The following is a 25,496-nucleotide window of genomic DNA, read 5'->3' on the forward strand; positions in this document are numbered from 1 at the left end:
TGCTCAAGCCCGTGACGTCCGCGACCGATGACCGGTGCACGGCCCACCGGCCGTGCCCACGAGGTCGAGGAGGACCGCCGTGAAGCCGCTCCACCAGGTTCTGCGAGACCTCGAGTTCGCCGCCGGCCAGGGCACGCTGACGCCCACGTTCCTGGACGACTACGCCCTGCGCCACGGCGAGCAGGTCCTCGCCCTCTACGGCCTGGCCGCGCGCCGCGGCCTGACCGTCGCCGGCGAGGACGGCCGCAACGACCACCTCGCGGAGCAGAAGGAGTGGCACTCCAGCGTCGACCCCGTCGCGGTCGAGCGGGAACTCGACGCGCACTGCGCCGACGTCCTGCGCAGCGTCCGCGACGCCGTCGACGACGGTCGTCCCGCGTGTCTGCGCAAGCGCAGCCGGACCGGGTTCTACCCGATCACGCCGGGGCACTGAGGCTCAGGGCATCTCCATCGTCTCGGCGCGGCGGACCTCCGCCAGCGCCGCGTCGATCCGGCGCCGCAACGGGATCGCACCGGCCGTCACGAGCTCGTGGACCAGCAGCACCGAGTGCTGCAGGACCAGCGCGTGACCGAGACGGGGGATCTCCTCCGGGTCCGGGTGCTCGCCCAGGGCGGCGGTCAGGACGACGACGAGGATCCGGGGGTCCAGGCCCTCGAACCAGGTCGCCGTCCCCGCGGTGGTGGTGACCGCGTCGCGCACGTCGTCGGCGTCGAGCCCGTCCGGGTGCTGCTCCTCCAACGTCTGGCGCAGCACCCACCCCAGGACGATCCGCGCCTGGTCGGCGTCGAAGCCGGCCAGCGCGGTCCCGGCGGCGGCGAAGTCGTCCGCGTCGGCGCGGGCGACCGCGTCCACCGCGTTCGTGACGAGACGGAGCAGGTGCGCGGGGTCGGCCGGGGTGGGACTCACCCCGCCATCCTCGCTGCTCCTCCCGCCTACGCTGCCGGGGTGCCCCTGGACCGCGTTCCCGACCTCACGTCGCTGCGGTTGTTCGTGGCCGTCGTCGAGACCGGGTCGATCGGCGCGGGCGCCCGCAGCGTCGGGATCACCCAGCAGGCGGCCTCCGACCGCCTGCGCGGGGTGGAGTCCCAGGTGGGCGTCGCCCTCCTGCACCGCAGCCGGCAGGGATCGGTCCCCACCGAGGCCGGGACGGTGCTGGCCGGCTGGGCCACGCGACTGCTCGACACCGCCACCGAGGTCGCCGAGGGCATCGCGACCCTGCGCGCCGACAGCGCCGCCCGGCTGCGGGTCGCCTCGAGCATGACGATCGCCGAGCACCTCGTCCCGCGCTGGTTGCTCGTGCTGCGCCACCGCGCCACCACCGCCGGGTCGGTGCCGCCCGCGGTGGAACTCACCGCGACCAACAGCGTGCGGGTCCTCGCCGCCCTCGAACGCGGCGACGTCGACCTGGGTTTCGTCGAGGGGGCCGCCGTCCCGAAGGGTTTCCGCAGCCGTCCCCTCGCGCAGGACCACCTCGTCGTGGTGGTCTCCCCGGGCCACCCCTGGACCCGTCGCCGCCGGGTGGTCACCCCCGGGGAACTCGCCGCCACCGCCCTGGTGTCCCGGGAGACCGGGTCGGGGACCCGTGAGGTCCTCGAGAACGCGCTGGCCGCGGTCGGGCACGGCCTGGTGCCGCCCGCGGTGGTGCTCACGACCGCCACCGGCGTGCGCGAAGCCGTGCGCGCGGGCGCCGGTGTCGCCGTCCTCAGTCGCCTGGCCGTCGCCGACGACCTCGAGGCCGGTCGGTTGCAGGCCGTCCCCGTGGCGGGTCTCGACCTCGGACGGACGTTGCGGGCCGTCTGGACCGGCGCCGCCCGGATGCCACCGGGCCCCGCCCGCGACCTCCTCGGCGTCGCGGCCGCGAACCGCTGACGACGCTGCGTGCCCTGTGGACGAACTCCGGGGCGTTCCGCGAGTCCGGGTTAGTTTCCTCCCACGTCAGCAGTGACCGGGAGGAGGGGTTCGGGTGGACGAGTTGTCGACGTTGTCGCCGGGAGCCGCCGACGCCGCGGCCACCTCCGCGCGGCACGCCGCCGTGGCCACCGCGGCCACCGCGGCCATCGCGGGGCATGTCGGGTCGGGTGTGTCCGCCCTGGGGGGCTGGTACGGCGTCGCGCGCGACGGTTACGGCGAGCGGGTCCTGGAGTTGCAGGCCCAGTTGGACACTTTGTCCTGGACGGCCACCGCCGGCGCGACCCTGATCGAGGGTCACGCCCTGCAGTTGCGGATGCTGAAGGCGAAACTCGCGGGGATCGACGACGACATCGGAGCGGTCCGGCACCGGCTGGACTCCACCCTGGTGGATCCGGCGGCCACGCAGGTCGACTGGGCGGAACTCGAACGCTGGCAGGCGAGTCGGGAACGGGTGCTCGCGGAGTTCGACGACGTCTCCGCGGAGTTCGCGACCCGGATGTTCTCGGTCCTGGACCAGGTCTCCGACCGCCCCCGCCGCCTCGGCGAGCACGTCGACGACGCCGTGTCGACGGTCGTCTCGGCGGGGCGGGACGCCGCGTTCACGGCGCTGGGCTGGGCCTGGGACCGACCGGGCTGGGTCTCGACCTGGAAGCAGGTTCCCGGGGCCGCCCTCGACGCCGCGCAGCACCCCGTCGAGACCCTCGCCGACGCCGTCGACTGGGACGACTGGTCGCAGGGCCGCTACGGCGCGGGCGCGGCGAGCCTGGGGATGGCGGTCGTCGGCCGGGGCGCCACCCGCAGCACGGGTCGGCTGGGCAAGGTGCTGCCGGACGGTCACCGGTGGGCGAAGTACCTCGACGCGGACGGGAACCCCCTGCCGCAGACGGTCGACGAACTGTTCGCCGGTGTCGACCTCGGCCGCAACGAGGTCTTCCGGGACGCGCACACGGTGGCGCGGCACGTGGACGTGGACGACGAGTTCCTGCGGAACCGGTTGCGGACGGGGGTGGTGGAAGGTGGCAGACTCAGGAGGCCCCCGCCCTGTGCGTCCCGCTGGACCGACGAGGCCACGGCGGAGAAGGTCATCGGTGAGGCGCTGCGTGAGCGCTCGGCCGACGTCGACCGGGCTGTCGGTCAGGGTGAGGAGAGGTACACCGTCCGGGCTCCGGCCGCGGCGGACGTCGGGGTCGTCTGGACCCTCGATCCCCACGGGATCCCCGTGGAGGTTCCGGTTTCCGAAGTCGTCATCGTTCTCGAACAGGCAGGAGACGGATCGTGGTTCATCCTGACGGCTTACCCCGACGTCGCGTCGAGCCCTACCCCCTCAAGAGTGCCTTCATCGGACTGACGGGTTCGAGCCTCTGCCTCCGTCACCCCCTGGAGCGGGCGCTCGGAGGGCGCGGAGTCGACTTCGCCGACCAGCTCGACTGGTGGCGCTCCATCGTCGCCCTCGGCCACCGGGAGGACTTCGTCACCGTCATGCAGGACGTCGCGGGGGTGCTGTTCGTCGACCCCCCCGAGGGAAACTCCTGGGTCCGGTGGGCGAACTGGGTGGACGAGCGGCTCACGGAACTCGTCGACGACCCGACCACGGTGGCCGACGTGCCGAGGTACGCCGAGAACTGGCAGATCCGGTACGGGGAGCTGGATGCCGCGGCCCGAGACGGCCTGCGTCGGGCGATGGCGAAGCTGTCCGTGCCCGGAGGCGTGTCGCGGCGGGACTACCTCGTCCTCGACGTGGGCCGGCCCGTCGGAACGGTGAGCGCGGGAGAACACGACAGCAACCGGAGGTTCGACGAGACCGTGACCACCCGGGTCGGCGTGGTGCTCGAGCGGAGCGGTCGAACCCGGGTGATCGGCGTGCACGCGGCCGATCCGGAGGACGAGTTCCGTGGGGCGGAGTGGCGCGCCCGGTGGCCGGTGCTCACCTCGCTCCTGGGGGGGTGGTTCAGTCTCGCCGCGGTGGGCGACCAGGATCCGTCCGCGATGCAGTACCGGATGCTCCGGGAGGAGTCCGGAGAGCACCTCGAACGCCTCGCCGTCGAGGGCGCGGAACTCCTCGCCCTCGGCGACGACGACCTGCACGCCGCCGTCCGGGCGCTCGGGTGCTACGTCGAACCCTCCTGGCTCCGGCTCTGGCTGGAGTGGATGTTCTGGCGCATCGGGTACTTCGACTGGACGTGAACCCTCAGCAGTCCAGGCCCGACGACAGCGCCCTGAGGTTCTCCTCCATCAACGACAGGTAGTCCTGGTCCGCCTCGACGCGTTCCACGGGGTGCAGCACGGCGGTCGCCACCCCGAGTTCAGTGGCCAGCAGTTCGGCGACGGCGGGGTTCGCGCTCGCCTCGAAGAAGATCGTCTCGACGGGGTTCTCGCGCACCACCCGCACGACGTCGCGCAGCCGGGCCGGGGAGGGTTCCACGGACGGGTCGACACCGGCGATCCCGATCTGGCGCAGGTCGTAGCGCTGGGCGAGGTAGCCGAACGCCTCGTGCGAGGTGACCAGGGCCGCGCCCGCGCACCCGGCGAGCGCGTCGCGGTACCGGGCGTCGAGGTCACCCAGCCGGGAGTCGAGGCGGGCGGCCCCCGCGCGGTAGTCGTCGGCCCCCGCGGGATCGACGGCCGACAGTTCGGCCGCGACGTCGTGCCCGACCCGGGCCAGTCGCGTCGGGTCGAGCCAGAAGTGCGGGTCGTCCTCGAGGTCGGCGTAGCGGGCCGCGTCCACCAGGTGCTCCGGCGGTCGCGACGCCAGGACGTCGTCCACGGCGGGCTGCAGGGTCGAGAGGTGCACGACGACGTCGGCGTCGACGAGCGTGGCCAGCTGCCGGGTCGACACGTCCGCGTCGTGGCTGTCGGCGCCGGGGGCCACCAGGTTCGTCACGGCCGCGCGGTCCCCGGCTACCGCGGTGGCCACGAACTCCAGCGGGTGCGAACTCGTCACCACCGTCAGGCCCTCCTCCTCGCCGGCGGCGGGGGAGCAGCCGGCGAGGAGGAGGAGGACCAGGACGAGGAGGAACCTCACGCGGCGGCCTCGCCGGGCACGCCCTTGAGCTCGTTGGGCGTCACGCTCAACGCGGCGCTGCGGAAGACCTCGCCGGTCGCGATGTCGACGGCGTGCACCGACCGCGTCGCGGGGTCGCTCACGTAGGCGGTCCCGTCCAGGGTGAACACCTGCGGCTGCGGGCTCTGCCAGTCCTCCTCGACCTCCCACGCACCGACGACGGGGGTGGAGCGGACGACGGCGCCCGCCGCGGTGTCGACGAGGTGCAGCGCCCCGTCGGTGCCGAGGACGACCCCTTCGCCGTTCTCGCCGCGACCCAGCGAGCGGTACCAGTACGAACTGGGGAGGTCGACGAGGCGCAGTCGCCCCGTCGTCGTGTCGACCAGGGAGACGCGGGTCGTGAGTTCGACCTCGGCGTCGGGGTCGGTCTTGTAGTCACCGAGGACGATCGGGGAGTCCTCGGTGCCGAACTGGTTGCCGATGCGTCCGAACGCGTCGGGGCTGGCGACCTTGGTGGTGACGCCGTCGCGGTGGACGAGCACCCCGTCGCTGCACCCGATGACGACGGTCTCGTCAGCGGCGACCGTCTCGCCGTGGACGGCGGGGCACTCGTCCGAGGCGGCGACCTCGGCGTTCGCGGCGTCGAGCACGCGGATCCCGGTCCGTCCCTCCTCGTCGCCCTCGGAGACGACGACGTGCCCGTCGGAGAGTTCGACCGCGACACCGTGGTGGGGGTGCGGGGTGTCGAACTCCCGGGTCTCGGGGGCGTCGGCGATGTCCTCGCTGTCGAAGGACACGACGTGGCCGGTGCCGTCGTCGAAGAGGACCGTGCGTCCGGCGTGGGCGACGACGTGGCCCGGCTCCTCGGCGGGGAAGACGACGCCGGTGTCGTGCGGCTGCGTCGTCCAGAAGTGCGAGTGGTCCCCGTGCGGTTCGCTCCAGGCGCCCGTGTCGAGGACGTGGAAGCCGCTGACCCCGTCCCGGGTCCCGGACACCACCAGGTGCCGACCGTCGCCGGCGGGGTTGAGGCGGGTGAAGCCGTCGTAGGGCACGTCGGCGAGGACCTCCAGCGTCGAGCCGTCGAGGACCTGGACCCCGCCGTCGTAGCTGATCGCGACCCGTGGGGCCGCGGCGGCCACCTCGGTCTTCGCGTACGAGGGCTCGGCGGGGGCGGCGGGTTCCTCGGCGGCACCCCCTCCGCACCCGGCGAGCAGGGTCAGGGACAGCGGGAGGGCGAGGAAGGGGCTGCGGCGCACGGTGACTTGTCCAACCTGGTCGGGGGCTGTGAACGAGCACGAAGCTAACACAACTGAGAATCGTTACTATCTAGCCGGACAGATGGGGCCCTCCGGTCGAGAAGGCGCGCCGTCTGTGGTGGGGTGAGCCCACAGATCGGCAGGCAGTACGGAGGAGGGTTCGTGAACGAGGTCGGCAGCACGGTCGATGACGGTGTCCAGGCACCCGCGGTGACGGTGGAGGCGGCCGAGCACGAGCCGAGCGAGATCACCTACGACGAGCAGCGCTACGAGGCGCGTCCCCGGGCGCTGCGCCGGCCTCGTCCGCAGGCCCGCCTGCGCGGGACCGATGCGCCGCCGAAGCCGGCGGCCGGGGAGGGTCCCGCCGACGGCAGCAACCCGGAGTACGTCCGGTGGCTGCTCGTGCAGTCGATGCTCGCCGACGCGCAGAAGATCAGCCGCCAGTTCTCCGGCCAGGCCAGCATGTGGCAGAACCCGTACGCCAAGCCCGACCCCCGGCGCGCGGTCGACACCGCCGCGGTCTGGTTCACCGCGTACCCGATCTCGCTCATCACCCGCCAGGGCCGGTCCTTCCTCGGCTCGCTCGGCGACCCGGAGCTCTGGCGGGCGTTCCAGCACATCGGCATCGAGGCCGTCCACACCGGGCCCGTGAAGTCCGCGGGCGGGCTCGACGGCTGGCGTCAGACGCCCAGCGTCGACGGCCACTTCGACCGCATCTCCACCGAGATCGATCCGATGTTCGGCACCGAGGGGGAGTTCCGCCACCTGTGCGAGGTCGCGGCCGAGCACTCCGGCAGCGTCATCGACGACATCGTCCCCGGCCACACCGGCAAGGGGGCCGACTTCCGCCTCGCCGAGATGGCGTTCCAGGACTACCCCGGGATCTACCACATGGTGGAGATCCCGCGGGAGCACTGGGAACTGCTGCCCGACGTCGCTCCCGGGCACGACGCCGCGAACCTCGACGCCGCCGCCGAGGCGGCGCTGTCCGAGCTGGGGTTCATCATCGGCCAGCTCCAGCGCGTCATCTTCTACGCCCCGGGCATCAAGGAGACGAACTGGTCCGCGACCCGTGAGGTCGAGGGTGTCGATGGGATCGTGCGCCGCTGGGTGTACCTGCACTACTTCAAGCAGGGTCAGCCCTCCGTGAACTGGCTCGACCCGAGCTTCGCCGGGATGAAGCTCGTCATCGGCGACGCGCTGCACTCCCTGGGCGACCTCGGGACGAGCGCGCTCCGCCTCGACGCCAACGGTTTCCTCGGGGTCGAGAAGAGCGTCGAGGGGCCCGCCTGGTCCGAGGGGCACCCGCTCTCCGAGGCCGCGAACCACCTCATCGCCGGGATGGTCCGCAAGGTCGGCGGGTTCACCTTCCAGGAACTGAACCTCACCATCGAGGACATCCGCGACACCTCCGAGGTGGGGGCGGACCTCTCCTACGACTTCATCACCCGTCCCGGCTGCCAGCACGCCGTCGCGACGGGGGACACCGAGTTCCTCCGGCTCTGCCTGCGCCAGGCCCTCGAACTCGGCGTCGACCCCGCCTCGCTCGTGCACGCCCTGCAGAACCACGACGAGCTGACCTACGAACTCGTCCACTGGGCCACGCGGCACGCCGAGGACGAGTACGACTACCGCGGCGGCAAGATCACCGGTGCGACCCTCGCGGAGACGGTGCGGGCCGACCTCGTCGAGAAGCTGACCGGGGACGCCGGTCCGTACAACCTGGTCTTCACCACCAACGGGATCGCCTGCACGAGTGCGAGTGTCATCGCGGCGAGCCGGGGTCACCAGGACCTCGACGAGCTCACCGACGACGACGTGGAGCAGATCAAGCGTGCCCACCTGCTGATGGCGATGTTCAACGCCTGGCAGCCCGGTGTGTTCGCGCTGTCCGGCTGGGACCTGATGGGCATGCTGCCGCTGCCCGTCGAGAGCGTGAAACCCCTGCTGTCCTCCGGTGACACCCGCTGGATCGAACGGGCCGCCCACGACCTCATGGGGGTCGCTCCCGAGGCGACGATGTCGGCGTCGGGGATCCCGGTCGGTCGTTCGCTCTACGGGACGATGCCGGAACAGCTGGCCGACGAGGCCTCGTTCGCGAACCGGCTCAGTGCGGTCCTCACCGTCCGTCGCGACCACAAGATCGCCACGGCCCGCCAGATCGACATCCCGGCCGTCGCGCACCCGAGCATGCTCGTCATGGTCCACGCCCTCGACCCCGCCGACCACGACGGCCAGGAGGTCCTGCAGGTCACGGTGCTGAACTTCGGGCAGGAGACCATCGAGGGTTCGGTGCGCTCCGAGCACTTCACCCCGCGGGTCCCGGTGTGCGACATGACGTCGGGTGCGGAGATCGGCTGGGTCGACGACCTGAAGAGCTTCGGGGTCTGGCTCGCGCCCTACGGCGGGTTGTCGCTGCTGCTCAAGCCGGTGACCGTCGAGGACGAGGACGTCCGCACCGTCGGCTGATCCTCACCGTCCCTGCGCGGGGACGTTGAAGGGGGTCAGGATCTGGATCGTCGAGGCCGAACTGCGCTGATCCGAACGCGTGTACGGGGCCTGCAGGAGCATCCTGCAGGCCTGGGCGCAATCGGTGCGCAGGTCGTGGTGCAGCACGGCGGAGATCTCGCCGCGGCTCAGCAGGTCGGCGTTCTCGCCGTCGAGGTCGTGCACCACGAACGGCAGCGGGCGGGAGCCCCGGCGCTCGAAACCCCGGAGCACGCCGGCGTTCCCCCCGGCCCCCGCGCACATGGAGTACACCGCGCGCAGCCCGGGCCGTTCCTCGAGGACCGTCGCGACCGCGTCCTCGAGGGCGCTCGGGTCGAGGTCGTCGTCGTAGACGTCGACGACGGTGCGCACCGAACCCTCCAACTGCGCCAGGGTCGCCTCGAAACCCCGCGAGCGTTGACGTTCGCTGTCCTGCTCCAACCGGCTGCGGACGACGAGGACGGGGTCCTCGGGGTCCGGAGCCCACTGCGTCAGCAGGTAGGCGGCCGTCGCCCCGGCACCGAGGTTGTCCGCACCGACGTACCCGCGACGGGCGCTGCCCGGGAGGTCGCTGGCCAGCGTCACCACCGGGACCTGCCCGTCGGCGAGCCGTTGCACGGCGGCGCGGACGGCGGGGGAGTCCGGCGACTGCAGGACGACGCCGTGGGACCCGGTGCGCAGCACCCGGTCCAGCTCGGCCGCGACCCAGTCCCCGTCCGCGCCGTGCGAGGTGTGGAAACGGGCCCGCACGGTCGCGGGGCGCAGGGTGGGCAGCTCGACCTCGAGGGCGGTGCGCACGGCGTCGGCGAACCGACGCGGTGCGGACATCACGACGTCGAACATCACGGTGCGACCGCTGAGGCGCACCTGCGACTGCTGGAGCTCCAGGTCGGCGACGGCCCGGCGCACCTGCTCCACCGTCCCGGCCCGCACCCCCGGACGCTCGTGCAGGACCCGGTCCACGGTCGCCTCGGACAGCCCCGCCTGCACGGCGATGTCCCGCACGCTGAACTTCCGCCTCACCGCGTGAGTCTCGCACCCACCCGGGCCCGGACTCAGCCCTGGTAGCGCCCCGGGCGGTGGTTCATCGACAGCACGAGGTTGAGCACCACCGCACCGAGGGCGGAGAGCCCGACCACCGAGGGCGGGACGACCGTGAGGGAGGCCAGCACCACGACGACGTCGAGGGCCATCTGGACGTACCCCGCGCGCCAGCCGAACCGGTCCTGCAGCAGCAGGGCCAGGATCCCGAAACCCCCGAGACTGGCCCGGTGGCGGAACAGCACCAGGATCCCGAGGCCCGCGGCCAGGTTCCCGAACAGCACCGCGTAGACCGGCGCGACGTCCAGGTCCGGCAGGGCCGCCGCGTGGATCGAGGAGAACACCGACACCGCGACCACCGCGACGAGGGAGCGGACCGTGAACGCCCAGCCGCGCGTGCGCAGGGCCACCACGAAGAACGGCAGGTTCACCAGCGGGAAGAGCACGGCGAAGGGGATCGGCGCGGTGTAGCTCAGCAGCAGGCTGAGCCCCGCGGTCCCGCCGGTCACGGCGGACGTGCTGTGCAGCAGGAACAACCCGAAGGAGGCGAGGAACGTCCCGACGGTGATCCCGGCGACGTCCTCGACGAGCGTGTGGGGTGGCGCCGCGGTCAGCGTCGGCGCGCTCACCGCAGCACCGCCAGCACGCGGTCGTTCGTCGCCGGATCGGCGAGGGTGATCCGGACCCCGTCGCCGGCGTAGCCCCGCACCAGGACGTCGGCGGCGGCGAACGCCTCGACGAGTTCCTCGCGCCGGGCGTCGTCGGCGCGCAGCCAGACGAAGTTCGCCTGCGGATCGGGAACCGTGAAACCCGCGGCCCGCAGCTCGCCCGTGACCCGGGCCCGCTCACGGGTGACCACGCGCACCCGGTCGCGGACCTCGTCGGCCGCGTCGAGGGAGGCGATCGCGGCCCGCTGCGCGAGCGCGCTCACCGCGAAGGGCAGGGCCACCCGACGCAGTCCCTCGGCGAGTTCCGGGGACGTGACGGCGTAGCCGACGCGCAGGCCGGCGAGCCCGTAGGCCTTGGAGAACGTCCGCAGGACGCAGAGGCCGGGGAAGCGGCGTCGCAGCTGCAGGCTGTCCGGGCCGGTGCCGTCGGCGTACTCGACGTAGGCCTCGTCCACGACGACCAGGACCCCCGCGGGCACCTTCCCCAGGAACTCCTCGAACTCGACCGCGGAGATGCCCACGCCGGTCGGGTTGTTGGGCGAGCAGACGAGGACCGCCCGGGTCCGGGGGGTGATCGCGGCGGCCATGGCGTCCAGGTCGTGCCTCTCGTCGGCGCGCAGCGGGACCGGGACGGGCCGGGCCCCGGCCAGGGTCGTGAGGATCGGGTAGGCCTCGAAGGAGCGCCAGGCGAAGACGACCTCGTCGCCCGGGTCGCAGACGGTGGCGAGGACCTGGGCGAGGACACCGACGCTGCCGGGACCGACGGCGATCTCCTCGGCCCGGGCGCCGAGGTGTGTGGCCAGGCGTGCGCGCAGGTCCTCGCACGTCGGGTCGGGGTAGCGGTTCAGGGTGGCGGCGGAGGACAGCACGACGTCCAGCACCGACGGCAGCGGCGGGTAGTGGCTCTCGTTGGCGGCCAGCGCCGCGGTCAGGTCGCTGGTCGCGCGGCGACCGGCGACGTAGCCGGGAAGTCCGGCCACGGTGGACCGGGGGCTCATGATCGTGCTCACCCGCCCAGGTTCGGGGCCCGGTGGAGGCTGCGCAACAGACGCATTCGTGGCTGAGCACGATGGCACCGTCTGGCCGCGAATCGTGGCATCGTGCTCAAAGTGACGACCTTCACCGCCCTGGATCCGCTCGACGCCCGGATCCTGCTCGCCCTGGACGCCGACCCGGACGCGACGGTCCTGTCCCTGGCCCGTGAGCTCGGGGTCGCCCGCAACACCGTGCACGCCCGGGTGCACCGGATGAACGCGGCCGGCGCGCTGGGGGAGTTCAGTCGCCGCCTCGATCCCGTCGCGCTCGGCTACCCGATGGTCGCGTTCCTGTCCGTGGCGCTGAGCCAGGCGTCGGGACCGGAGGCCGTCGCCGCGCTCCGCGAGGTCCCCGAGGTGGTCGAGATGCACGCCACGACGGGCGACGCGGACCTGCTCCTGAAGATCGTCGCCAGGGACACCTCCGACCTGCACCGCATCACGACGTCGCTGTTCAGCGTGCCGGGGGTCGTCCGCACCAGCACCTCGATCTCGCTGGCCACGGAGCTGCCGCCGCGGCACGGGGCGCTGCTGCGCCGGGTCGCGGGGGGCTGAGGCTCACATCAGCACCGACGACAGCAGCAGGCTCGTCTCTGAGTTCACCACCCCGTCGACCCCGCGGATGCGGCCGAGCACGCGGTCGAACTCGGTCAGCGACGTCGTGCGGATCTCGGCGACGAGGTCCCAACCACCGTTCGTCGTGTGCAGCGAGACGATCTCGGGCAGGCCGCGCAGCCGCTGGATCACCCGGTCCGTGGCGCGACCCTCGAGCTCGATGAACGAGATCGCCCGGACGTCGCCCTCGGCCCCCTCCCGGACCCGGGTGGTGAACCCGAGGATGGACCCGTTGGTCTGCAGCCGCTCGATCCGGTGGGTGATCGTCGCCCGGGTCACCCCGAGCCGCCGGGCCAGCGACGCCGCGGGTTCCCGGGCGTCGGTGCGCAGAGCGGCCAGCAGTCGCCGGTCGAGGTCGTCGAGTTCGGGCACGGGAACAACCTAGGCGTTGTGCGTCAGGGCTCGGTCCGATCCGTGCAGTTGCCACCTGCAGATCGCGCGATCAGCCGGTTGATCCGCAGCAGACCCCGTTCCTAGCCTGGGGGACATGCAGTTCGTGAGCGTGCGCAACATGGCCCGGTGGGTCAGCTCGACGGGACCCGAGGCGGTCATCGCCGGGATGGTCGACGTCCTGGAGCGGGACTTCCGGCGGTGGCCGGACTTCGAGCGGACACCCCGGCTCGCGGCGCACTCCGCCGTCGGGGTCATCGAGCTCATGCCGACCACGGACGGCGAGCAGTACGGGTTCAAGTACGTCAACGGCCACCCCGGCAACCCCGCGCACGGTCTGCAGACGGTGACCGCGTTCGGCGTGCTCGCCGACGTCTACACCGGCTACCCGACCTTCCTCGCCGAGATGACGCTGCTGACCGCGCTGCGCACGGCCGCGACCTCGGGGCTGGCTGCCCGCTGGCTCGCCCCGCCCGAGGCTCGCGACGGCGTGATGGCGATGATCGGGACCGGGTCGCAGGCGGAGTTCCAGGCCCTCGGCATCCGCTCCCAGCTCGGCATCCACCGGTTGCGGGTCGTCGACGTCGACCCCGCCGCCACGAGCAAGCTCGTCCGCAACCTCGTCCCGCTCGGCTTCGAGATCACGGTCTGCGCCAGCGCCGCCGAGGCCGCCCGGGGGGCCCAGGTCGTGACGACCTGCACGGCCGACAAGCAGAACGCCACCGTCCTGCACCTCGACGACATCGCCCCCGGCGTCCACGTCAACGCCATCGGCGGTGACTGCCCCGGCAAGACCGAGCTCGACCCGCGCATCCTGCAGGCGGCCGACGTCTTCGTCGAGCATACCGAGCAGACCCGCGTCGAGGGTGAGATCCAGCACCAGCCGGCCGACTTCGCGGTCACCGAGCTGTGGCAGGTCATCCGCGGTGAACGCGCCGGCCGGGGCAGCCGCACCACGGTCTTCGACTCCGTGGGCTTCGCGATCGAGGACTTCTCGGCGTTGACCTACGTCCGGGACGCGGTGCGCGACAGCGCCTTCGCCGAGACGATCGACCTCATCGCCGGACCCGAGGACCCCAAGGACCTCTTCGGTCTCCTCGGAGCGCCCGTGCCGATCGGGTGACGCTCGGGTTGCCGCGGCGACGCTCCCGCGGGACGGTTGAGGTCCGGACGGACCAGGGAGGCAGTCGTGGCACGGCTCGAACTCGACGCGGGGTTGTCCTCCGTCGGCGCTGCCCGGCACTGGGCCGCCGACGAGTTCCTCCGCGGTGACGGCCGGGGCGACGACCACGAGCTCGCGGTCCTCGAACTGCTGGTGACCGAGACGGTCTCCAACGCCCTCCGGCACGGCCGCGGACCGGTCAGCCTCGAACTGAGCCGGGACCTCGCCACCGGCGGCGTGCACGTCGCCGTCCACGACGGCGAGCCGAGCGCCCCCGTCCTGAGGGACGTCGACGACCACGCGACCGGGGGCCGGGGCATCGCCCTCGTCGACCAGCTCGCGCAGTCCTGGGGAACCGACCTCCAGGGCGCCGAGGGTAAGACGGTGTGGTTCGACCTCGTCCCCCTCCCCGCCGCCGCCTGATCCCTCGTGCGCGAACGTTTCACGCGCGAACGGGTAGCCTGGCGCGATGACCGCTGAGCTCGAGACCGACCCCCTCGCCCTGGAGCGACAGGTCTGCTTCGCGCTCGTGGTGGCCGCCCGGACCGTCCTGTCGGTCTACCGGCCCGTGCTGGAGCCGATGGGGCTGACCCACCCGCAGTACCTGGTCATGCTGGCTCTCTGGGGCAGCGAACCGATGTCGGTGAAGGACCTCAGCGAGGCCCTGCAGCTCGACCCGCCGACGCTGTCACCGCTGCTGAAGCGGCTGGAGGCCGCGGGTCTGCTGGAACGCCGGCGCCTCCCCGAGGACCAGCGGTCGCTGGCCGTGACCCTCACCGAGCAGGGCCGGACGCTGCGCGTCGAGGCGTTGAAGGTCCCGGCGCAGATCGTGGCCAGGCTGGGCATGGACGTCGGGGAGCTCGAGCGCCTCCGCGACGGCCTCACCCACGTCATCGACGCCGCCGTCCGCGCCGACAAGGGCGCCTGACCGCCCGGGACGTCGTCCCGCGAGCTCAGGAACCCGTCGGGTACGGGTGATCGGCGTCGTCGGCGTAGCAGATGCCGAAGGGCTTGTTCGTGATGAACAGGAACGTGCAGTCGTTGTCGGTGGCTCCGTGCTCCATCCAGCCGCCCTCGGGGAACCACACGAAGCTCCCCGGTCCGTGGTCCCCGGAGTGGGTGCGCAGCACCCCGTCGAGCACGAACATGCCGTGCGCGCAGGGATGGGTGTGCCAGACGTTGGTGAAACCCGCGGCGTAGCGCATGAGGAAGACCTGCATCCCGGTCTCGGGATCGTCGTGCAGCACCTTCGTCGGGATGCGGGCTCCGGTCTGCGGCACCGTGAACAGGTCCCAGGGCAGGGAACTGGTGTCGGTGGCGAGCACGTCGACCAGGTTGGTCGGGATCATCGGGAACCTCCGGGGTGGGTGTCGGTCAAGCGGCGGTAGAGCTCGAGGTGGGTCCGTGCGGCGGCGGTCCAGGTGTGCCGGGCGGCCAGCTCCCGACCGCGAGCGACCCGGTCGGGATCCGGGGTCTCGATCGCGGACCGCAACGCCTGCGCCATCCCCGACGGTTTCGCCGCGAACAGGGCCGCCCCGTCGAAGACCTCCCGCAGCACGGGCAGTTCCCGGGTCACCAGCGGGACCCCGGCGGCCAGCGCCTCCATCGCGGCGAGCCCGAAACCCTCCTTCGTCGACAGGAAACCCATGGCCGCTGCACCCGTTACCAGCCCCGGGAGTTCCTCCTCGTCCACGACACCCAGCACGACGGGGTCCACCCCGAGTTCCCCGGCGAGCCGGTCGAACCGCACGCGGTAGTCCCGGTGGTCGAACAACGTCTCGCCCCCGGCGATCACCAGCCGGACGTCGGGGAGCTCCTCCCGCAGCAGGGCGAGCGCCCGCAGCAGGTCGAGGCTGCCCTTGCGGGGTTCGATCCCGCCGACGGCGACGACGTAGCGACCGAACCGGTCCCGCCACCGTCCGGGGTCCGCGCGGGCGAACCGGGCGGAGTCGACCCCGTTGGGGATCACCGTCGCCGAGATGCCCCATCCGTCGGCGAGTTCCCGCGCCACCGCACCGGACACGCAGACGTGCGCGAACGGTTCGACGATCGCCTTCTCGTGGCAGGTCACGAGCTGCGGGGTGGTGAAGGTGTCCAGGTGGTGGACGGTCCGCACGCAGCGCCCCACGGCGTTCGCGCTGATGCAGTCCTGGGCGTGCACCACGTCGTAGCCGGCCGGGTCGAACCCCGCGCGCAGCACTTCGATCGACCGGACGATCCTCTCCCCGACGTCCTCGCCGTCCCGCGCGGTGAACTCGACCACCCGGACGTCGACCCGGGGGTCCACCGGCCGGAAGAACGCCCGGTCGCCACCCCGGCCCAGCGTCCACACCGACACCTCGGCCCCGGCGGCGACGAGCGCCTCCGCCAGCGCGAGGGTGTGGACGACCCCGCCGCGGGGTTTCGTCGAGTACGTGGTGAGCGCGATCCTCATCAGCGGACGGCGACCAGGTGACGCGCCGGGGACAGTTCCTGGACCCGGTCGGCGAGGAACTCCGCGTCCCGGGCCACCCCGGCGAACCGCCCGGAACCCCAGGTGTGCATCCACGGCAACCCGAGGAAGAACAACCCCTCGGTACCGGTGACGCCGCGGGTCTGGCGCGGTCGCCCCCGGCCGTCGAACACGCCGAGCTCGATCCAGCGGTAGTCCGCCCGGTACCCGACGCTCCACACGATCGAGGTGACGCCGCTCGCCGCCAGGTCCAGGACGGTGACCTCCTGCTCCGGGTGCCACACCGGAACGTAGCGGGCCTGTTCGGGCGCCTCGATCCCGCGGGCGGCGATCCAGCGGTCGATGGAGTCCTTGATGCTCTCCGCCACCGCGTCGGCGTGGTCCAGCGCCCCGCCCAGCGTGGGCGCGAACGTGACGACCCCGTCGCGGACGTCCTCCAGCCGGCCGTGCAACCGCATGCCCTCCAGGGCGAAGGTCCGCAGGTCGATGTCCCGGCCACCGTCGCGGCCCGTCATGTAGTGGTTCGTCTTCTCCTGCGCGGCAGCACCACCGGGGACCTCGGTGGCGGAGACGTCGTAGACGCCCATGTCCTCGAGCCAGGCGATGCAGTCCCGGCCGCGGTAGGTCCGGGCGCAGCGCGGGGCGTTGCCGACGGCGAGGTGGACGGTGCGCCCGGCCAGGTGCAGGTCCTCGGCGATCTGGGCCCCCGACTGCCCCGACCCGACGACGAGAACCGCCCCGTCGTGGAGTTCCGGGGAACCACGGTAGAGCGAGGAGTGCAGCTGCGCGATCCCCTCGGGAACCCGCTCGGCCGCCGCCGGGACGACGGGGAGGTGGTACCCGCCCGTCGCCACGACGACCTGCCGCGCCGTGAACTCCCCGGCGCTGGAGGCGACGTGGAAGAGCCCGTCGTCCTCGCGGGTCAACCGCGTCACCTCCACGTGCTCGCGCACCGGCGGTCCGAAACCGGCGGCGTAGGAGGTGACGAACCGGTGCACGTCGTCGCGGGGCATGAACCCGTCGGGGTCCTGACCACCGAACTCACCGGTGTAGGAGAACCCGGGGAGCCGGCACTGGAAGTTCGGGGTGACCAGGGTGAACGCGTCCCAGCGACCGTCGCGCCACTCGTGGCCGATCTCGTCGCGTTCCAGCAGGACGTGGTCGATCCCGCGCTGAACGAGGTGCCAGCTGAGCGACAACCCCGCCTGCCCCGCGCCCACGATGAGCACGTCGTGGTGTTCGGTCATGACTCCTCCTGGGAGAGCGGGGGTTCGAGGGCGAGGACCCGGACCGTCCCCACCGTGCCGGCGGCACGGTCCTCGATGGCGGCGAGCTGGGCCACGGCCGAGGTGCAGGTCATCCCGAACTTCGCCCGGACCCGTTCGCCGGCCTCGGTCAGCGCCGTGCGGGCGCGGGCGGTGAACTCCTCGACGGTGTACTCGGCGCCGACCTCGAGGTGGTTGTGCACCACGAGCGAGGGGGAGTAGCAGTGCTGGACGCCGCCGTCCGGCCACCGGACGCTGAACGTCATCTCAGGCATGCGCCGGCTCCCGCACGAGGGCGCCGTACACGTCCGGACGGCGGTCGCGCAGGTTGAACATCGCCCGCCGGGCCGCGTCGAGTTCCGCCTCGACGTCGACGTCCGCGGCGGCGACCCCGGCGCCCACCCCGGTGTCGGCCAGGACGTCACCGCCGGGCCCGACGACCTTCGCGCTGCCCACGAACCGCAGTGAACCGAACGTGCCGGCCTGGTTGGAGGCGACCCAGACCACCTGGTTCTCCAGGGCCCGCGCCTGGTCGTAGAGGTCGAACCGCTTCTTCCAGCGGTCCTGCGCGAGGTCGGCCGCGGCCGCGGTCCGGGCCCCGGGCCAGGCGGAGATGCTGACGATGATCCGTGCCCCGTCGAGCGCCGCGGTGCGGGCGGCCTCCGGGAACGCCTTGTCGTAGCAGATCTGCAACCCGATCCGCCCGACCGGCGTCTCGAACGCCTCGAACGTCGAACCCGCCGCGTAGGAGAGGTTCTCGCCGAGGGGCTGGTGCACCTTGCGGTGCACCCCGAGGACGCCGTCCCCGGTCAGGGCGACCGCGGTGTTGTACCGGTCGGTCCCGCCGTCCTCGCAGATCCCGAGGACGACCACGACGTCGCGAGCCATCTCCTGCACCCGGCGCAGTTCCGGCCCGTCCAGAGCCAGGGCCGGTGGACCGGAACGCTGCCGCCGGGTCTCCGCGGTCCCGCGGTCCTCCGCGGAACCCAGGGAGGACAGGTACCCGCCGAGGCAGGCCTCCGGCAGGGCGATCAGTCCCGTGCCCTCCGCCCGGGCCCGCCGCAGCAACCGGTCGATGGTGGCGTAGGCGGCGTCGAGGTCACGGCCGAAGTTCTCGGCCACGGCAGCCAGTCTGGTTCTCATGCGGTTCCCATTCCCGTCACGGTGCCCCGGATCACCGGGGTCACCTCTCCGTCGGGCCAGCGCAGCGAGACCCCGGAGGGTCCCGGCCGGAGGCGGCCGATCGTTCGTGTGGTGGCCGGTCCGGCGGGTGCCGGTGCCCGGCCGGGGGTGTCGGCGGTCAGCATCCCGAACCCCGGGAAGCAGGTGAACCAGTCGCCGACGGTGGTCCCGGCCGGACGCGGCACGGCGGCGACGTCGATCTCGGCCGCGACCCCGCTCGCCTCCGCGAGCATCCCCGCGGTCCCGACGAGACCGGCCATGCTGACGTCCTTCGCGGCGGCCGGTGCGGTGCGGGCCACGAACGACCCCATCGCCCGCAGGTCGCCCGCGCGCCGCCAGGACGTGGAGTCCCACTGCGACCCCGCGTACCCCGGTCGCCAGTGGCCCTCGAGGTCCGCGGTCAGCGACAGGTCGTGCCCCGCCCGCCCCCCACCGGCCGGGACCGGGTGGTCGCTGCGCCCCAGCGCCGTCACCGACAGGGCCGCGGGAACCCCGAGCTGGGTGTGTCCTCCCAGGACCGGGACCCCCCAGGCCTGCGACGCCGCCCGCAACCCGGCGACGATCTCGGCGGCGTGCTCCCGGGTCGGAGCCGCCAGCGCGTCCAGCAACCCGACGGGTTCGGCCCCCATCGCGGCGAGGTCGTTGACGTTCACGAGGACGGCGCACCACCCGGCCCACCGCGGGTCGCGGTCCACGAGCGAGGGCAGGATCGCGTCGCAGGCCGCGACGACGTCGGTTCCCGGTACCGGGGAACCGTCGTCCCCGCGGAACCCCATCGGAGTTTCGACGAACTCGGCCAGCAACCCCGCCAGGGCCGACTTCGTCGCGTCGGCCAGCCGTTGCGGGCGGTCCACCGGGTAGCGGACCAGCACGTGCGGAGTGCCCTGCACCTCGACGTCGCGGACCCGTTCCCACCCCAGCCGCCGGAACAGCACCGCGTTCGCGGCCTGGACCGTCGCCTCGAACCGCAGCGCGCCGAGGTCCTCGGCGTGGGCGCAGGCTGCCCGGACCAGCGCGGTCCCGACCCCGCCGAGGGTGCGCGCACCGGCGGCCACGACGAGTCGGCTCCCGCGCCACCAGCCGACATCGGGTTCCGCGCACGGGGCCAACCGCACGCCACCCACGACGGTCCCGTCCGGGGTCCGGGCCACCAGGACGCGGCGACGCGGGTCGTCGTCGGCCTCGTCGTGGTCGTCGAGGTCGAACAACTGCTGCTCCGCGACGAAGACCTCGCGCCGCACCCTGCGGTACGCGGTCTCGGCCGCGGCGTCCGCGACCTCGACGTGGAACCTCGCGCGGGGCCGTGGGACCCCGGCGAGGACGGGCACGTCCGGCGCGGCGAGGAACTGGTGCGGGACGAGGTGCTCGAGGTCCACCGGAACCCCTACGCGCCGAGGTTCTGCAGGACCGAGCAGGCGCCGCAGGCGGCGCAGCCGGCCATCTGGTCCGACCCGCGCATCCCCGCGGTCTGCAGCGCCTCCGCGACCCGGCGGGAGACGTCCGCCAGGACGGCTGGATCGGGTGCGGCAGCCCCGTCCTCGTCCACCGCGAGGGTGCCGGCCAGCGGCCGGAACGGGACGACGAACGGGTAGACCCCGAGCTCGACGAGGCGCTGCGCCCCGGCGACGAGTTCGTCCGGGTCCTCACCCAGCCCGACCAGCAGGTAGGTGGAGACCTGGTTGCGCCCGAACACCCGGACCGCCTCGGTCCACGCCGCCCAGTACTCGGCCAGCGGGACGCTCGACTTGCCGGGCATCCACCGACGGCGGACCCCGTCGTCGAGGGACTCGACGTGGAGGCCGATCGACGACGCCCCGGCCTCCCTGAGCTCGGCGATCGTGGCGAGGTCGGCGGGGGGTTCGCACTGCACCTGGACCGGCAGTCCCGGAACGGCCTCCACGATCGCCCGGACGCACCGGGCCAGGTGCCGCGCCCCCCGGTCCGGTGCGGTCGAGGTCCCGGTCGTCATGACGACGTGCCTGACCCCGTCGAGGCGGACCGCGGCCTCCGCGACCTCGGCGAGCATCGCGGGGGTCTTGACCGCGATCGTCGCGCCGGAGTTCAGGGACTCCTCGATGGCGCAGAACCGGCAGCGGTTCTCCGGTGCGTAGCGGGAGCACGTCTGCACGACGGTCGTCGCGAGGACGTCCTTCCCGTGCAGCTTCGCGATCTTCTCGTAGTTCGTCCCGTCGGTGGTCTCCAGGTCGTAGAACCGCGGTCGCCGCACGGGCTCGACCTCGATGCCGAGGTCGGTGACCGACCCCATCCGCTCGATGAGCAACCGCCCGTCGTGGACGAGGTAGGGGCTGTCGGCGCGCCGGGGGATCGCGGAGGCGAACCCGTCCAGGACCACGTGGCCGTCGTCGCTGGGGCCGGCCCCACCCGTGCGGCGCACGGGCGTGGCCAGCCGGACACCCCGGATCGCGACGTCGGCACGCGTGGCGACCCTGTCCGGGCAGGACATCAGAGGTTGTAGGTCGAGTTGATGATCGCGCCCTTGCGGGCGTAGTGGATGAGGGCGTCCTGCACGTCGAGCGGGTGGCAGGGGATGACACCCTCGATGAGGTCCTCCTCGCGGTTGCCGTGCAGGGCGAGGCCGAAGCGGCAGCAGTAGACCGTGCCGCCCTCGGCGATGAACGTCGCCAGCGAACCGTTGATGTTCTGCTCACCCGGGAACCCCGAGTCCCCGACGGTCGGGAAACCGCGGGTGTCGATGCAGTTCATCGCGCCGGGACCGTAGAAGTAGATGGCGGAGTCGAAACCCTTCCGCAGCGCCCGGGTGGCCTGCAGGACCGCGACGAAGCTGACCGACGACTCGTGGGCGATGCCGTGCACGAGGGTGAAGTAGGTCTCGCCACCCTCGGCCTGGTAGTCGGGGAACACCTTGGTGGAACCGTAGAGGTTCTCGCCCTTGGCCTTGCTCGGGTGCGGGACCTCGGCCAGCGACCTGGCGATGTTCGCCTCGATCTGCTCGTCGATCGCGGTGCCGGTGGTCGACGTCGTGGTGGTCGTGGTCATGTCTGGCTCCTCAGCCGTAGAGGGTGGAGTAGTTGTCCTGCAGGAACATCCGGACGAGTTCGGAGTTCCCCGAGGCCGCCTGCAGGCGAGCGAGCTCGCCCGCGTGGTCGCCCCACGGTTCGTCGCTGGCGAAGAGGACGCGGTCCGCGCCGACCCCTCGCCGTTCGATCTCCTGCGCGAGCCACCGGGGTGCGAAGCCGATGGCCCAGCTGGTGTCGGTGTAGACCTTCTTGCCGGCCTCGATCCAGTCGAAGAACCGGCCACCGATGAGTTTGACGTGGGCGCTCATCCCGCCGCCGAGGTGGACGAGGTGGATGCGGACGTGGTCGCCGTAGCGCTCCACGAGCTTCCCCACCTCGTCGATGTCCGAGGCCGCACCGGGGGAGGTGTGCACGTGCACGACGAGGTTCCGCTCGCGGGCCGTGCCGAAGATCTTCTCGATCTGCGGTTGCGAGGTCGGGTCGTCCACACCGCCACCGAGCAGGAAGCTCGTCTTGAGCGCGACCACCCCACGTTCCCCGGCCAGGGCCAGGGTGGCGTCGGTGAGCTCGGCGTCCTGGGCGCGGGGCGAGGTCCACAGCCCGCAGAGGAACCGGTCGTCCTTCGCCGCGGTCTCCAGGACCAGGTCGTTCAGGGCGAAGGACGCCGCCGCGACCGGGACGCCGTAGTTCGGCAGGAGGAGGGCCCGGGCCGTGCCCTCACGGTCGAGGTCGGCGAGCAGGTCCGCGATCTGGTCGCGGGCCGTGGTGTCGGGGTTGACCGGCGGACCCCCGTAGAAGGGGTACGCCGGCAACCGTCCGAGGTGACGGTGCGCGTCGTACGTCGTGGTGCTCGGGGTGTTCGGCACGGGACATAGTTCACGCCCTAACTGTTTCGTGCTGGTTACACCTGGAACACGTTCAGGTTTCGTACACGTCGCTGCGCCGCTCGTCCAGGTGGTGCAGCGTGCGCCGCGCCCGGGCGACCTCGGCCTCGACGTCGACCTCGACCGCGGCCAGCCCGCCCTTGGACCCCGTCCGGGCCAGGACGTCGCCCCCGGGGCCGACGACCTTGGCCTGACCGAGGAAGCGGAGCGAGCCGTGCATGCCGGTCTGGTTCGAGGAGATCCAGACGACCTGGTTCTCCGCCGCCCGGGCGCAGTCGTAGAGGTCGAAGAGGCGCGACTGGCGGTCCTGGGGGAGCCGTGAGGCACGGTCGGTCACGCTCGCCGGCCAGGCGGACAGGCAGGCGATGGCCTGCGCGCCCTGCAGGGCCAGGGTGCGCGCGGCCTCGGGGAAGGTCTTGTCGAAGTCGATGAGCATCCCCAGCCGGCCGACGGGGGTGTCGAACGCGGCCAGCCGGTCACCCGCCGCGTACAGCTCCGCCTCACCGGGCGGCAGGTGGACCTTGCGGTGGCGGCCCAGCACCCCGTCCCCGCTGAGGCAGACCGCCGCCGGGTGCTGCACGGGGGTGCCGTGGACCTCCTCGACCTCGGTGTAGCCGAGGCACACCGTCAACGGTCCGCACGCCTGCCGCAGGAGCTCGAACACGGGGTCGTCCGCGGCCAGGGCCGGGGGGACCTGCGCGGAGTCGATGTCCACGAGGTCCGGCAGGTAGCCGCCCAGGGTGCCGTGCGGCAGCACCAGCAGGTCGGTCCGGGACGCCCGCGCCTCGGCGACGATCCCCAGCGCCTTCGCGAGACCGCGCTCGAGGTCGGGGCCGAAGTTCGCGGCCACCGCCGCGACGCGGACGGGGTGGGACACGTCAGGAACCCGGCGTCAGTCGAACGCGGCGACGTGCTCGCCCAGCAACGACAGCGCGAGCTCGCAGAACATCGAGTCGGCCCAGGAGAACCACTCCCGCGTCCACTGCGAGGGGTCGTCGACGTGGAAGCCCTCGTGCACGTGCAGGGTCCCGTCGTCGGTGTCGGCGATGAGCTGCAACGTCGCGACGCGCTCGTCGGGGTCGCCGCTCGTCAGGGCCTGCACGGCCAGCGAGATCGGCCAGACGTAGCGGTCGGGGGTGTGCGGGCTGCCGATCCCGGTCGCCGCGGTCCCGCGGTGGAACCACGGGTTCGCCTCGCTCAGGACGAGGGCCCGCGTCGCGACGTAGAGCGGGTCGTCGGGCGCGCACGCGCCCAGCAGGGGCAGCGACAGCAGGCTGGGGGTGTTCGCGTCGTCGGCCAGCAGGACGCCGCCGAGACCGTCGACCTCGTAGGCCCAGACCCGTCCGTGCACCGGGTGCTCCACCACCCCGAACTCCTCGACCCCCGCCCGCAGTTCCGCGGCCAGCGTCTCCGCGTCCGCGGCGAGCGCGGGGTCGTCGAACACCTCGCGGGCGAACGTCCCGACGTGGTCGAGGGCCCGGGCGGCGAAGAGGTTCGCCGGGACGTTGTAGCCGTACTCGCAGGCGTCGTCGCTGGGCCGGAAACCCGACCAGGTCATGCCCGTGCGGCCGAGCGGGGTCCCGAGACCGTCCCGGTCGAGGGTCTCGCTGCGCTCGTCGGTGGGGCGCACGAAGCGGTAGGGGGACTTCTCCTCGTGGTCCTGCTCGAGGCGCCACTGGTCGACGATCGACCGGCAGGCCGCCGCCGCGTCGTGCCCGAGGACGTCGTCGCGGCCGGTCGCCCGGCGCAACCGGTGGGCGAGCAGCACCGGGAAGGCCAGGGAGTCGACCTCGTACTTGCGTTCCCACAACCAGGGGTCGTCGCCGAGGTCGCCCGGTTCGTGGCAGGCGCCCGTCGGGCCGTCGTTGAAGGCGTTGGCGTAGGGGTCGTGGACGATCGAGGTGAACTGGGTGCGCAGCACCCCCGCGATGACGTCGGCCAGCGCCGGCGCCCGGTCCAGCAGCAGCAGGTACGCCTGCCACTGCGCGGTCGAGTCCCGCAGCCACATGGCCGGGATGTCGCCCGTCACGACGAAGACGGACCCGTCGGGCCGCAGGGTCGGGGTGCGGTCGACGGTCTCGCGCAGGGCCCGGGCGAACATCGCGCCCACCCGTTCCCCCGCGCGGCGCGAGACCTCTGCGCTGAGGTCGTCCACGAGGCCTTGCGGCAGCAGTTCGCTCACGCCCGCAACCTAGCGCGCGGCCTCCACCCGCCACAGGTTCGCCGCCCCGATGGCCGCGACGGGACGGTCCCCGGGCAGCAGGACGAGCCGGTCGTGCAGGGCGAGCCCGCGCAGGAACGGCGAACCCACCGCCTGCTGCTGCAGCGCGTCGGACACGCTGCGCAGCAACGGGTCCCCGAGGGCCGCGACCCCTCCGGCCAGCACGACGGTGCTCGAGTCGGCGGTCAGGGCCAGGGTGCGCACGGTCAGGGCCACCGCCGCGGCCCACCGGTCGCGGACGCCGACGGCGGCCGGGTCCCCGGCCTCGGCCGCGGCGAACAGGTGGACGGCGGAGCGTCCTTCGTCCCCGTGCGGCCACGCGCGCCGCAGCGCGGCACCGGAGGCGATCGTCTCCAGGCAGCCCCGCTGCCCGCAGCCGCAGAGGTGGCCGTCCCGGTCCAGCGCCAGGTGGCCGATCTCGCCGGCCGCGCCGCTCGATCCGCGCAGCACCCGACCGTCGACGACGATCGCTGCCGCGAGGCCGGTGCCGAGCGAGACCAGGGTCAGGTCGCCGCCGAGCACGGCGTGCGCGCCGAGGGCGGTCGCCTTGACGTCGTTCTCGACGACGACGGGAACACCGCCGACCGCGCGGCTGACCAGGTCGGCCAGCGCCACCGGTTCCGGACCGAACCCCAGGTTCACCGCACTGCGGACCGTTCCGGCCACCGGGTCCACGAGTCCCGGGATCCCGATCCCCACGCCGGCCACGGGCAGGGTCGAGTCGCCCACCAGGTCCGACACGAGGGCGACCACCGTCGACACCACGTCGACGACGCCGCCGGGGGAGGGACGGCGCGCCGTCGCGAGGACCTCGTCCCCGGGACCGAGCGCCACCCCGTCGATCTTCGTCCCGCCGATGTCCAGGCCGACGCGCACGCTCGCCCGCGGGCCCCGGAGCTCGGCTCGCCGGGGCGTGAGCACGGCCAC

General features: G+C 72.8%; 28 protein-coding genes. 9 read left to right on the forward strand and 19 right to left on the reverse strand.

Annotated elements, in window-relative coordinates:
* Window positions 1-79: 79 nt before the first annotated feature.
* Window positions 80-433, forward strand: a complete 354-nt coding sequence (locus tag OG218_RS20310; RefSeq protein WP_328295036.1) for a hypothetical protein — start codon at window positions 80-82, stop codon at window positions 431-433.
* A 3-nt stretch (window positions 434-436) separates the two neighbouring features.
* Here OG218_RS20310 and OG218_RS20315 read toward each other — a convergent pair whose 3' ends face one another.
* Window positions 437-907, reverse strand: coding sequence for a hypothetical protein (locus OG218_RS20315; RefSeq protein ID WP_328295037.1), 471 nt, complete (start codon window positions 905-907; stop codon window positions 437-439).
* 39 nt (window positions 908-946) lie between these two features.
* On the opposite strand from OG218_RS20315, the gene OG218_RS20320 reads away from it, so the two are divergent.
* The 3 genes from OG218_RS20320 to OG218_RS20330 all read left to right on the forward strand — a co-directional run bounded on the left by OG218_RS20320 (window position 947) and on the right by OG218_RS20330 (window position 4,096).
* Window positions 947-1,870, forward strand: a complete 924-nt coding sequence (locus OG218_RS20320; protein ID WP_328295038.1) for a LysR family transcriptional regulator — start codon at window positions 947-949, stop codon at window positions 1,868-1,870.
* A 94-nt stretch (window positions 1,871-1,964) separates the two neighbouring features.
* On the forward strand, window positions 1,965-3,260 hold the full coding sequence (locus OG218_RS20325; protein WP_328295039.1) for an RNase A-like domain-containing protein: 1,296 nt from the start codon (window positions 1,965-1,967) through the stop codon (window positions 3,258-3,260).
* Window positions 3,188-4,096, forward strand: a complete 909-nt coding sequence (locus OG218_RS20330; RefSeq protein WP_328295040.1) for a hypothetical protein — start codon at window positions 3,188-3,190, stop codon at window positions 4,094-4,096. Before OG218_RS20325 ends, OG218_RS20330 begins: the two co-directional genes overlap by 73 nt.
* Before the next feature lie 4 nt (window positions 4,097-4,100).
* Here OG218_RS20330 and OG218_RS20335 read toward each other — a convergent pair whose 3' ends face one another.
* Together OG218_RS20335 and aztD are read right to left on the reverse strand one after the other, a co-directional pair.
* The gene (locus tag OG218_RS20335) at window positions 4,101-4,934 is read right to left on the reverse strand and encodes a metal ABC transporter substrate-binding protein (RefSeq protein WP_328295041.1); all 834 of its coding nucleotides are present in this window, start codon (window positions 4,932-4,934) and stop codon (window positions 4,101-4,103) included.
* Window positions 4,931-6,169 (reverse strand): zinc metallochaperone AztD, encoded by a 1,239-nt coding sequence (gene aztD / locus OG218_RS20340; RefSeq protein ID WP_328295042.1) that lies wholly within the window; start codon window positions 6,167-6,169, stop codon window positions 4,931-4,933. The genes OG218_RS20335 and aztD overlap by 4 nt, the downstream gene beginning before the upstream one ends.
* A gap of 162 nt (window positions 6,170-6,331) precedes the next feature.
* Here aztD and treS point away from each other — a divergent pair, with 162 nt between their 5' ends.
* Complete coding sequence (gene treS, locus OG218_RS20345) at window positions 6,332-8,638, forward strand: maltose alpha-D-glucosyltransferase (protein WP_328295043.1); 2,307 nt, start codon at window positions 6,332-6,334, stop codon at window positions 8,636-8,638.
* A gap of 3 nt (window positions 8,639-8,641) precedes the next feature.
* On the opposite strand, the gene OG218_RS20350 is transcribed toward treS, so the two are convergent.
* From OG218_RS20350 to OG218_RS20360, 3 genes are read right to left on the reverse strand one after another with little or no spacing between them, the layout of a single operon-like run.
* Entirely contained in the window at window positions 8,642-9,679 is a 1,038-nt protein-coding gene (locus OG218_RS20350; protein WP_328295044.1) for a LacI family DNA-binding transcriptional regulator, read from the reverse strand.
* Window positions 9,680-9,711: 32 nt separating this feature from the next.
* Entirely contained in the window at window positions 9,712-10,326 is a 615-nt protein-coding gene (locus OG218_RS20355; RefSeq protein WP_328295045.1) for a YitT family protein, read from the reverse strand.
* Entirely contained in the window at window positions 10,323-11,363 is a 1,041-nt protein-coding gene (locus tag OG218_RS20360) for a histidinol-phosphate transaminase (protein ID WP_442906535.1), read from the reverse strand. The genes OG218_RS20355 and OG218_RS20360 overlap by 4 nt, the downstream gene beginning before the upstream one ends.
* 111 nt (window positions 11,364-11,474) lie before the next feature.
* Here OG218_RS20360 and OG218_RS20365 point away from each other — a divergent pair, with 111 nt between their 5' ends.
* The gene (locus tag OG218_RS20365) at window positions 11,475-11,954 is read left to right on the forward strand and encodes an Lrp/AsnC family transcriptional regulator (protein ID WP_328295047.1); all 480 of its coding nucleotides are present in this window, start codon (window positions 11,475-11,477) and stop codon (window positions 11,952-11,954) included.
* 3 nt (window positions 11,955-11,957) lie between these two features.
* Here OG218_RS20365 and OG218_RS20370 read toward each other — a convergent pair whose 3' ends face one another.
* Window positions 11,958-12,386, reverse strand: a complete 429-nt coding sequence (locus OG218_RS20370) for an Lrp/AsnC family transcriptional regulator (protein WP_328295048.1) — start codon at window positions 12,384-12,386, stop codon at window positions 11,958-11,960.
* Window positions 12,387-12,501: 115 nt separating this feature from the next.
* Here OG218_RS20370 and OG218_RS20375 point away from each other — a divergent pair, with 115 nt between their 5' ends.
* The 3 genes from OG218_RS20375 to OG218_RS20385 all read left to right on the forward strand — a co-directional run bounded on the left by OG218_RS20375 (window position 12,502) and on the right by OG218_RS20385 (window position 14,494).
* Entirely contained in the window at window positions 12,502-13,527 is a 1,026-nt protein-coding gene (locus OG218_RS20375; protein WP_328295049.1) for an ornithine cyclodeaminase, read from the forward strand.
* Between the two features lie 66 nt (window positions 13,528-13,593).
* Window positions 13,594-13,989 carry an ATP-binding protein gene (locus OG218_RS20380; protein WP_328295050.1) on the forward strand — a complete coding sequence of 132 codons (396 nt, stop codon included), beginning with the start codon at window positions 13,594-13,596 and terminating at the stop codon, window positions 13,987-13,989.
* 46 nt (window positions 13,990-14,035) lie between these two features.
* Entirely contained in the window at window positions 14,036-14,494 is a 459-nt protein-coding gene (locus OG218_RS20385; RefSeq protein ID WP_328295051.1) for a MarR family winged helix-turn-helix transcriptional regulator, read from the forward strand.
* 25 nt (window positions 14,495-14,519) lie between these two features.
* Here the strand turns inward: OG218_RS20385 and OG218_RS20390 are convergent, their stop codons facing one another.
* The 12 genes from OG218_RS20390 to OG218_RS20445 are packed head-to-tail and all read right to left on the reverse strand — an operon-like array spanning window position 14,520 to window position 25,496.
* Complete coding sequence (locus tag OG218_RS20390; protein WP_328295052.1) at window positions 14,520-14,915, reverse strand: cupin domain-containing protein; 396 nt, start codon at window positions 14,913-14,915, stop codon at window positions 14,520-14,522.
* Window positions 14,912-16,000 (reverse strand): MSMEG_0565 family glycosyltransferase, encoded by a 1,089-nt coding sequence (locus tag OG218_RS20395; RefSeq protein WP_328295053.1) that lies wholly within the window; start codon window positions 15,998-16,000, stop codon window positions 14,912-14,914. Before OG218_RS20395 ends, OG218_RS20390 begins: the two co-directional genes overlap by 4 nt.
* On the reverse strand, window positions 16,000-17,265 hold the full coding sequence (locus OG218_RS20400) for an MSMEG_0569 family flavin-dependent oxidoreductase (RefSeq protein WP_328295054.1): 1,266 nt from the start codon (window positions 17,263-17,265) through the stop codon (window positions 16,000-16,002). The genes OG218_RS20395 and OG218_RS20400 overlap by 1 nt, the downstream gene beginning before the upstream one ends.
* The gene (locus OG218_RS20405) at window positions 17,262-17,558 is read right to left on the reverse strand and encodes an MSMEG_0570 family nitrogen starvation response protein (RefSeq protein ID WP_328295055.1); all 297 of its coding nucleotides are present in this window, start codon (window positions 17,556-17,558) and stop codon (window positions 17,262-17,264) included. Before OG218_RS20405 ends, OG218_RS20400 begins: the two co-directional genes overlap by 4 nt.
* Window positions 17,551-18,426, reverse strand: a complete 876-nt coding sequence (locus tag OG218_RS20410) for a carbon-nitrogen hydrolase family protein (RefSeq protein ID WP_328295056.1) — start codon at window positions 18,424-18,426, stop codon at window positions 17,551-17,553. Before OG218_RS20410 ends, OG218_RS20405 begins: the two co-directional genes overlap by 8 nt.
* On the reverse strand, window positions 18,423-19,841 hold the full coding sequence (locus OG218_RS20415; RefSeq protein ID WP_328295057.1) for an MSMEG_0567/sll0787 family protein: 1,419 nt from the start codon (window positions 19,839-19,841) through the stop codon (window positions 18,423-18,425). The genes OG218_RS20410 and OG218_RS20415 overlap by 4 nt, the downstream gene beginning before the upstream one ends.
* Window positions 19,842-19,849: 8 nt before the next feature.
* Window positions 19,850-20,929: an MSMEG_0568 family radical SAM protein gene (locus OG218_RS20420; protein WP_328295058.1), complete on the reverse strand. Its 1,080-nt coding sequence runs from the start codon at window positions 20,927-20,929 to the stop codon at window positions 19,850-19,852.
* A complete protein-coding gene (locus tag OG218_RS20425) occupies window positions 20,929-21,483 on the reverse strand; it encodes an MSMEG_0572/Sll0783 family nitrogen starvation response protein (RefSeq protein WP_328295059.1) in 555 nt (184 codons plus the stop codon). Before OG218_RS20425 ends, OG218_RS20420 begins: the two co-directional genes overlap by 1 nt.
* Window positions 21,484-21,493: 10 nt before the next feature.
* Window positions 21,494-22,330 carry an amidohydrolase family protein gene (locus OG218_RS20430; RefSeq protein WP_328295060.1) on the reverse strand — a complete coding sequence of 279 codons (837 nt, stop codon included), beginning with the start codon at window positions 22,328-22,330 and terminating at the stop codon, window positions 21,494-21,496.
* Between the two features lie 52 nt (window positions 22,331-22,382).
* Complete coding sequence (locus tag OG218_RS20435; protein WP_328295061.1) at window positions 22,383-23,225, reverse strand: carbon-nitrogen hydrolase family protein; 843 nt, start codon at window positions 23,223-23,225, stop codon at window positions 22,383-22,385.
* Window positions 23,226-23,240: 15 nt separating this feature from the next.
* Window positions 23,241-24,530 (reverse strand): glycoside hydrolase family 125 protein, encoded by a 1,290-nt coding sequence (locus OG218_RS20440; RefSeq protein WP_328295062.1) that lies wholly within the window; start codon window positions 24,528-24,530, stop codon window positions 23,241-23,243.
* 9 nt (window positions 24,531-24,539) lie between these two features.
* Entirely contained in the window at window positions 24,540-25,496 is a 957-nt protein-coding gene (locus OG218_RS20445; RefSeq protein ID WP_328295063.1) for an ROK family protein, read from the reverse strand.

It is taken from the genome of Kineococcus sp. NBC_00420 (assembly GCF_036021035.1).
Classification (GTDB): Bacteria; Actinomycetota; Actinomycetes; order Actinomycetales; family Kineococcaceae; genus Kineococcus.

Bases quoted from the DNA above. Each gene is read 5' to 3' on its own strand.
- OG218_RS20360 (WP_442906535.1), bottom strand. From the start codon at position 11,363: ATGAGCCCCCGGTCCACCGTGGCCGGACTTCCCGGCTACGTCGCCGGT.
- OG218_RS20375 (WP_328295049.1), top strand. From the start codon at position 12,502: ATGCAGTTCGTGAGCGTGCGCAACATGGCCCGGTGGGTCAGCTCGACG.
- OG218_RS20385 (WP_328295051.1), top strand. From the start codon at position 14,036: ATGACCGCTGAGCTCGAGACCGACCCCCTCGCCCTGGAGCGACAGGTC.
- OG218_RS20390 (WP_328295052.1), bottom strand. From the start codon at position 14,915: ATGATCCCGACCAACCTGGTCGACGTGCTCGCCACCGACACCAGTTCC.
- OG218_RS20395 (WP_328295053.1), bottom strand. From the start codon at position 16,000: ATGAGGATCGCGCTCACCACGTACTCGACGAAACCCCGCGGCGGGGTC.
- OG218_RS20400 (WP_328295054.1), bottom strand. From the start codon at position 17,265: ATGACCGAACACCACGACGTGCTCATCGTGGGCGCGGGGCAGGCGGGG.
- OG218_RS20405 (WP_328295055.1), bottom strand. From the start codon at position 17,558: ATGCCTGAGATGACGTTCAGCGTCCGGTGGCCGGACGGCGGCGTCCAG.
- OG218_RS20410 (WP_328295056.1), bottom strand. From the start codon at position 18,426: ATGAGAACCAGACTGGCTGCCGTGGCCGAGAACTTCGGCCGTGACCTC.
- OG218_RS20420 (WP_328295058.1), bottom strand. From the start codon at position 20,929: ATGTCCTGCCCGGACAGGGTCGCCACGCGTGCCGACGTCGCGATCCGG.
- OG218_RS20425 (WP_328295059.1), bottom strand. From the start codon at position 21,483: ATGACCACGACCACCACGACGTCGACCACCGGCACCGCGATCGACGAG.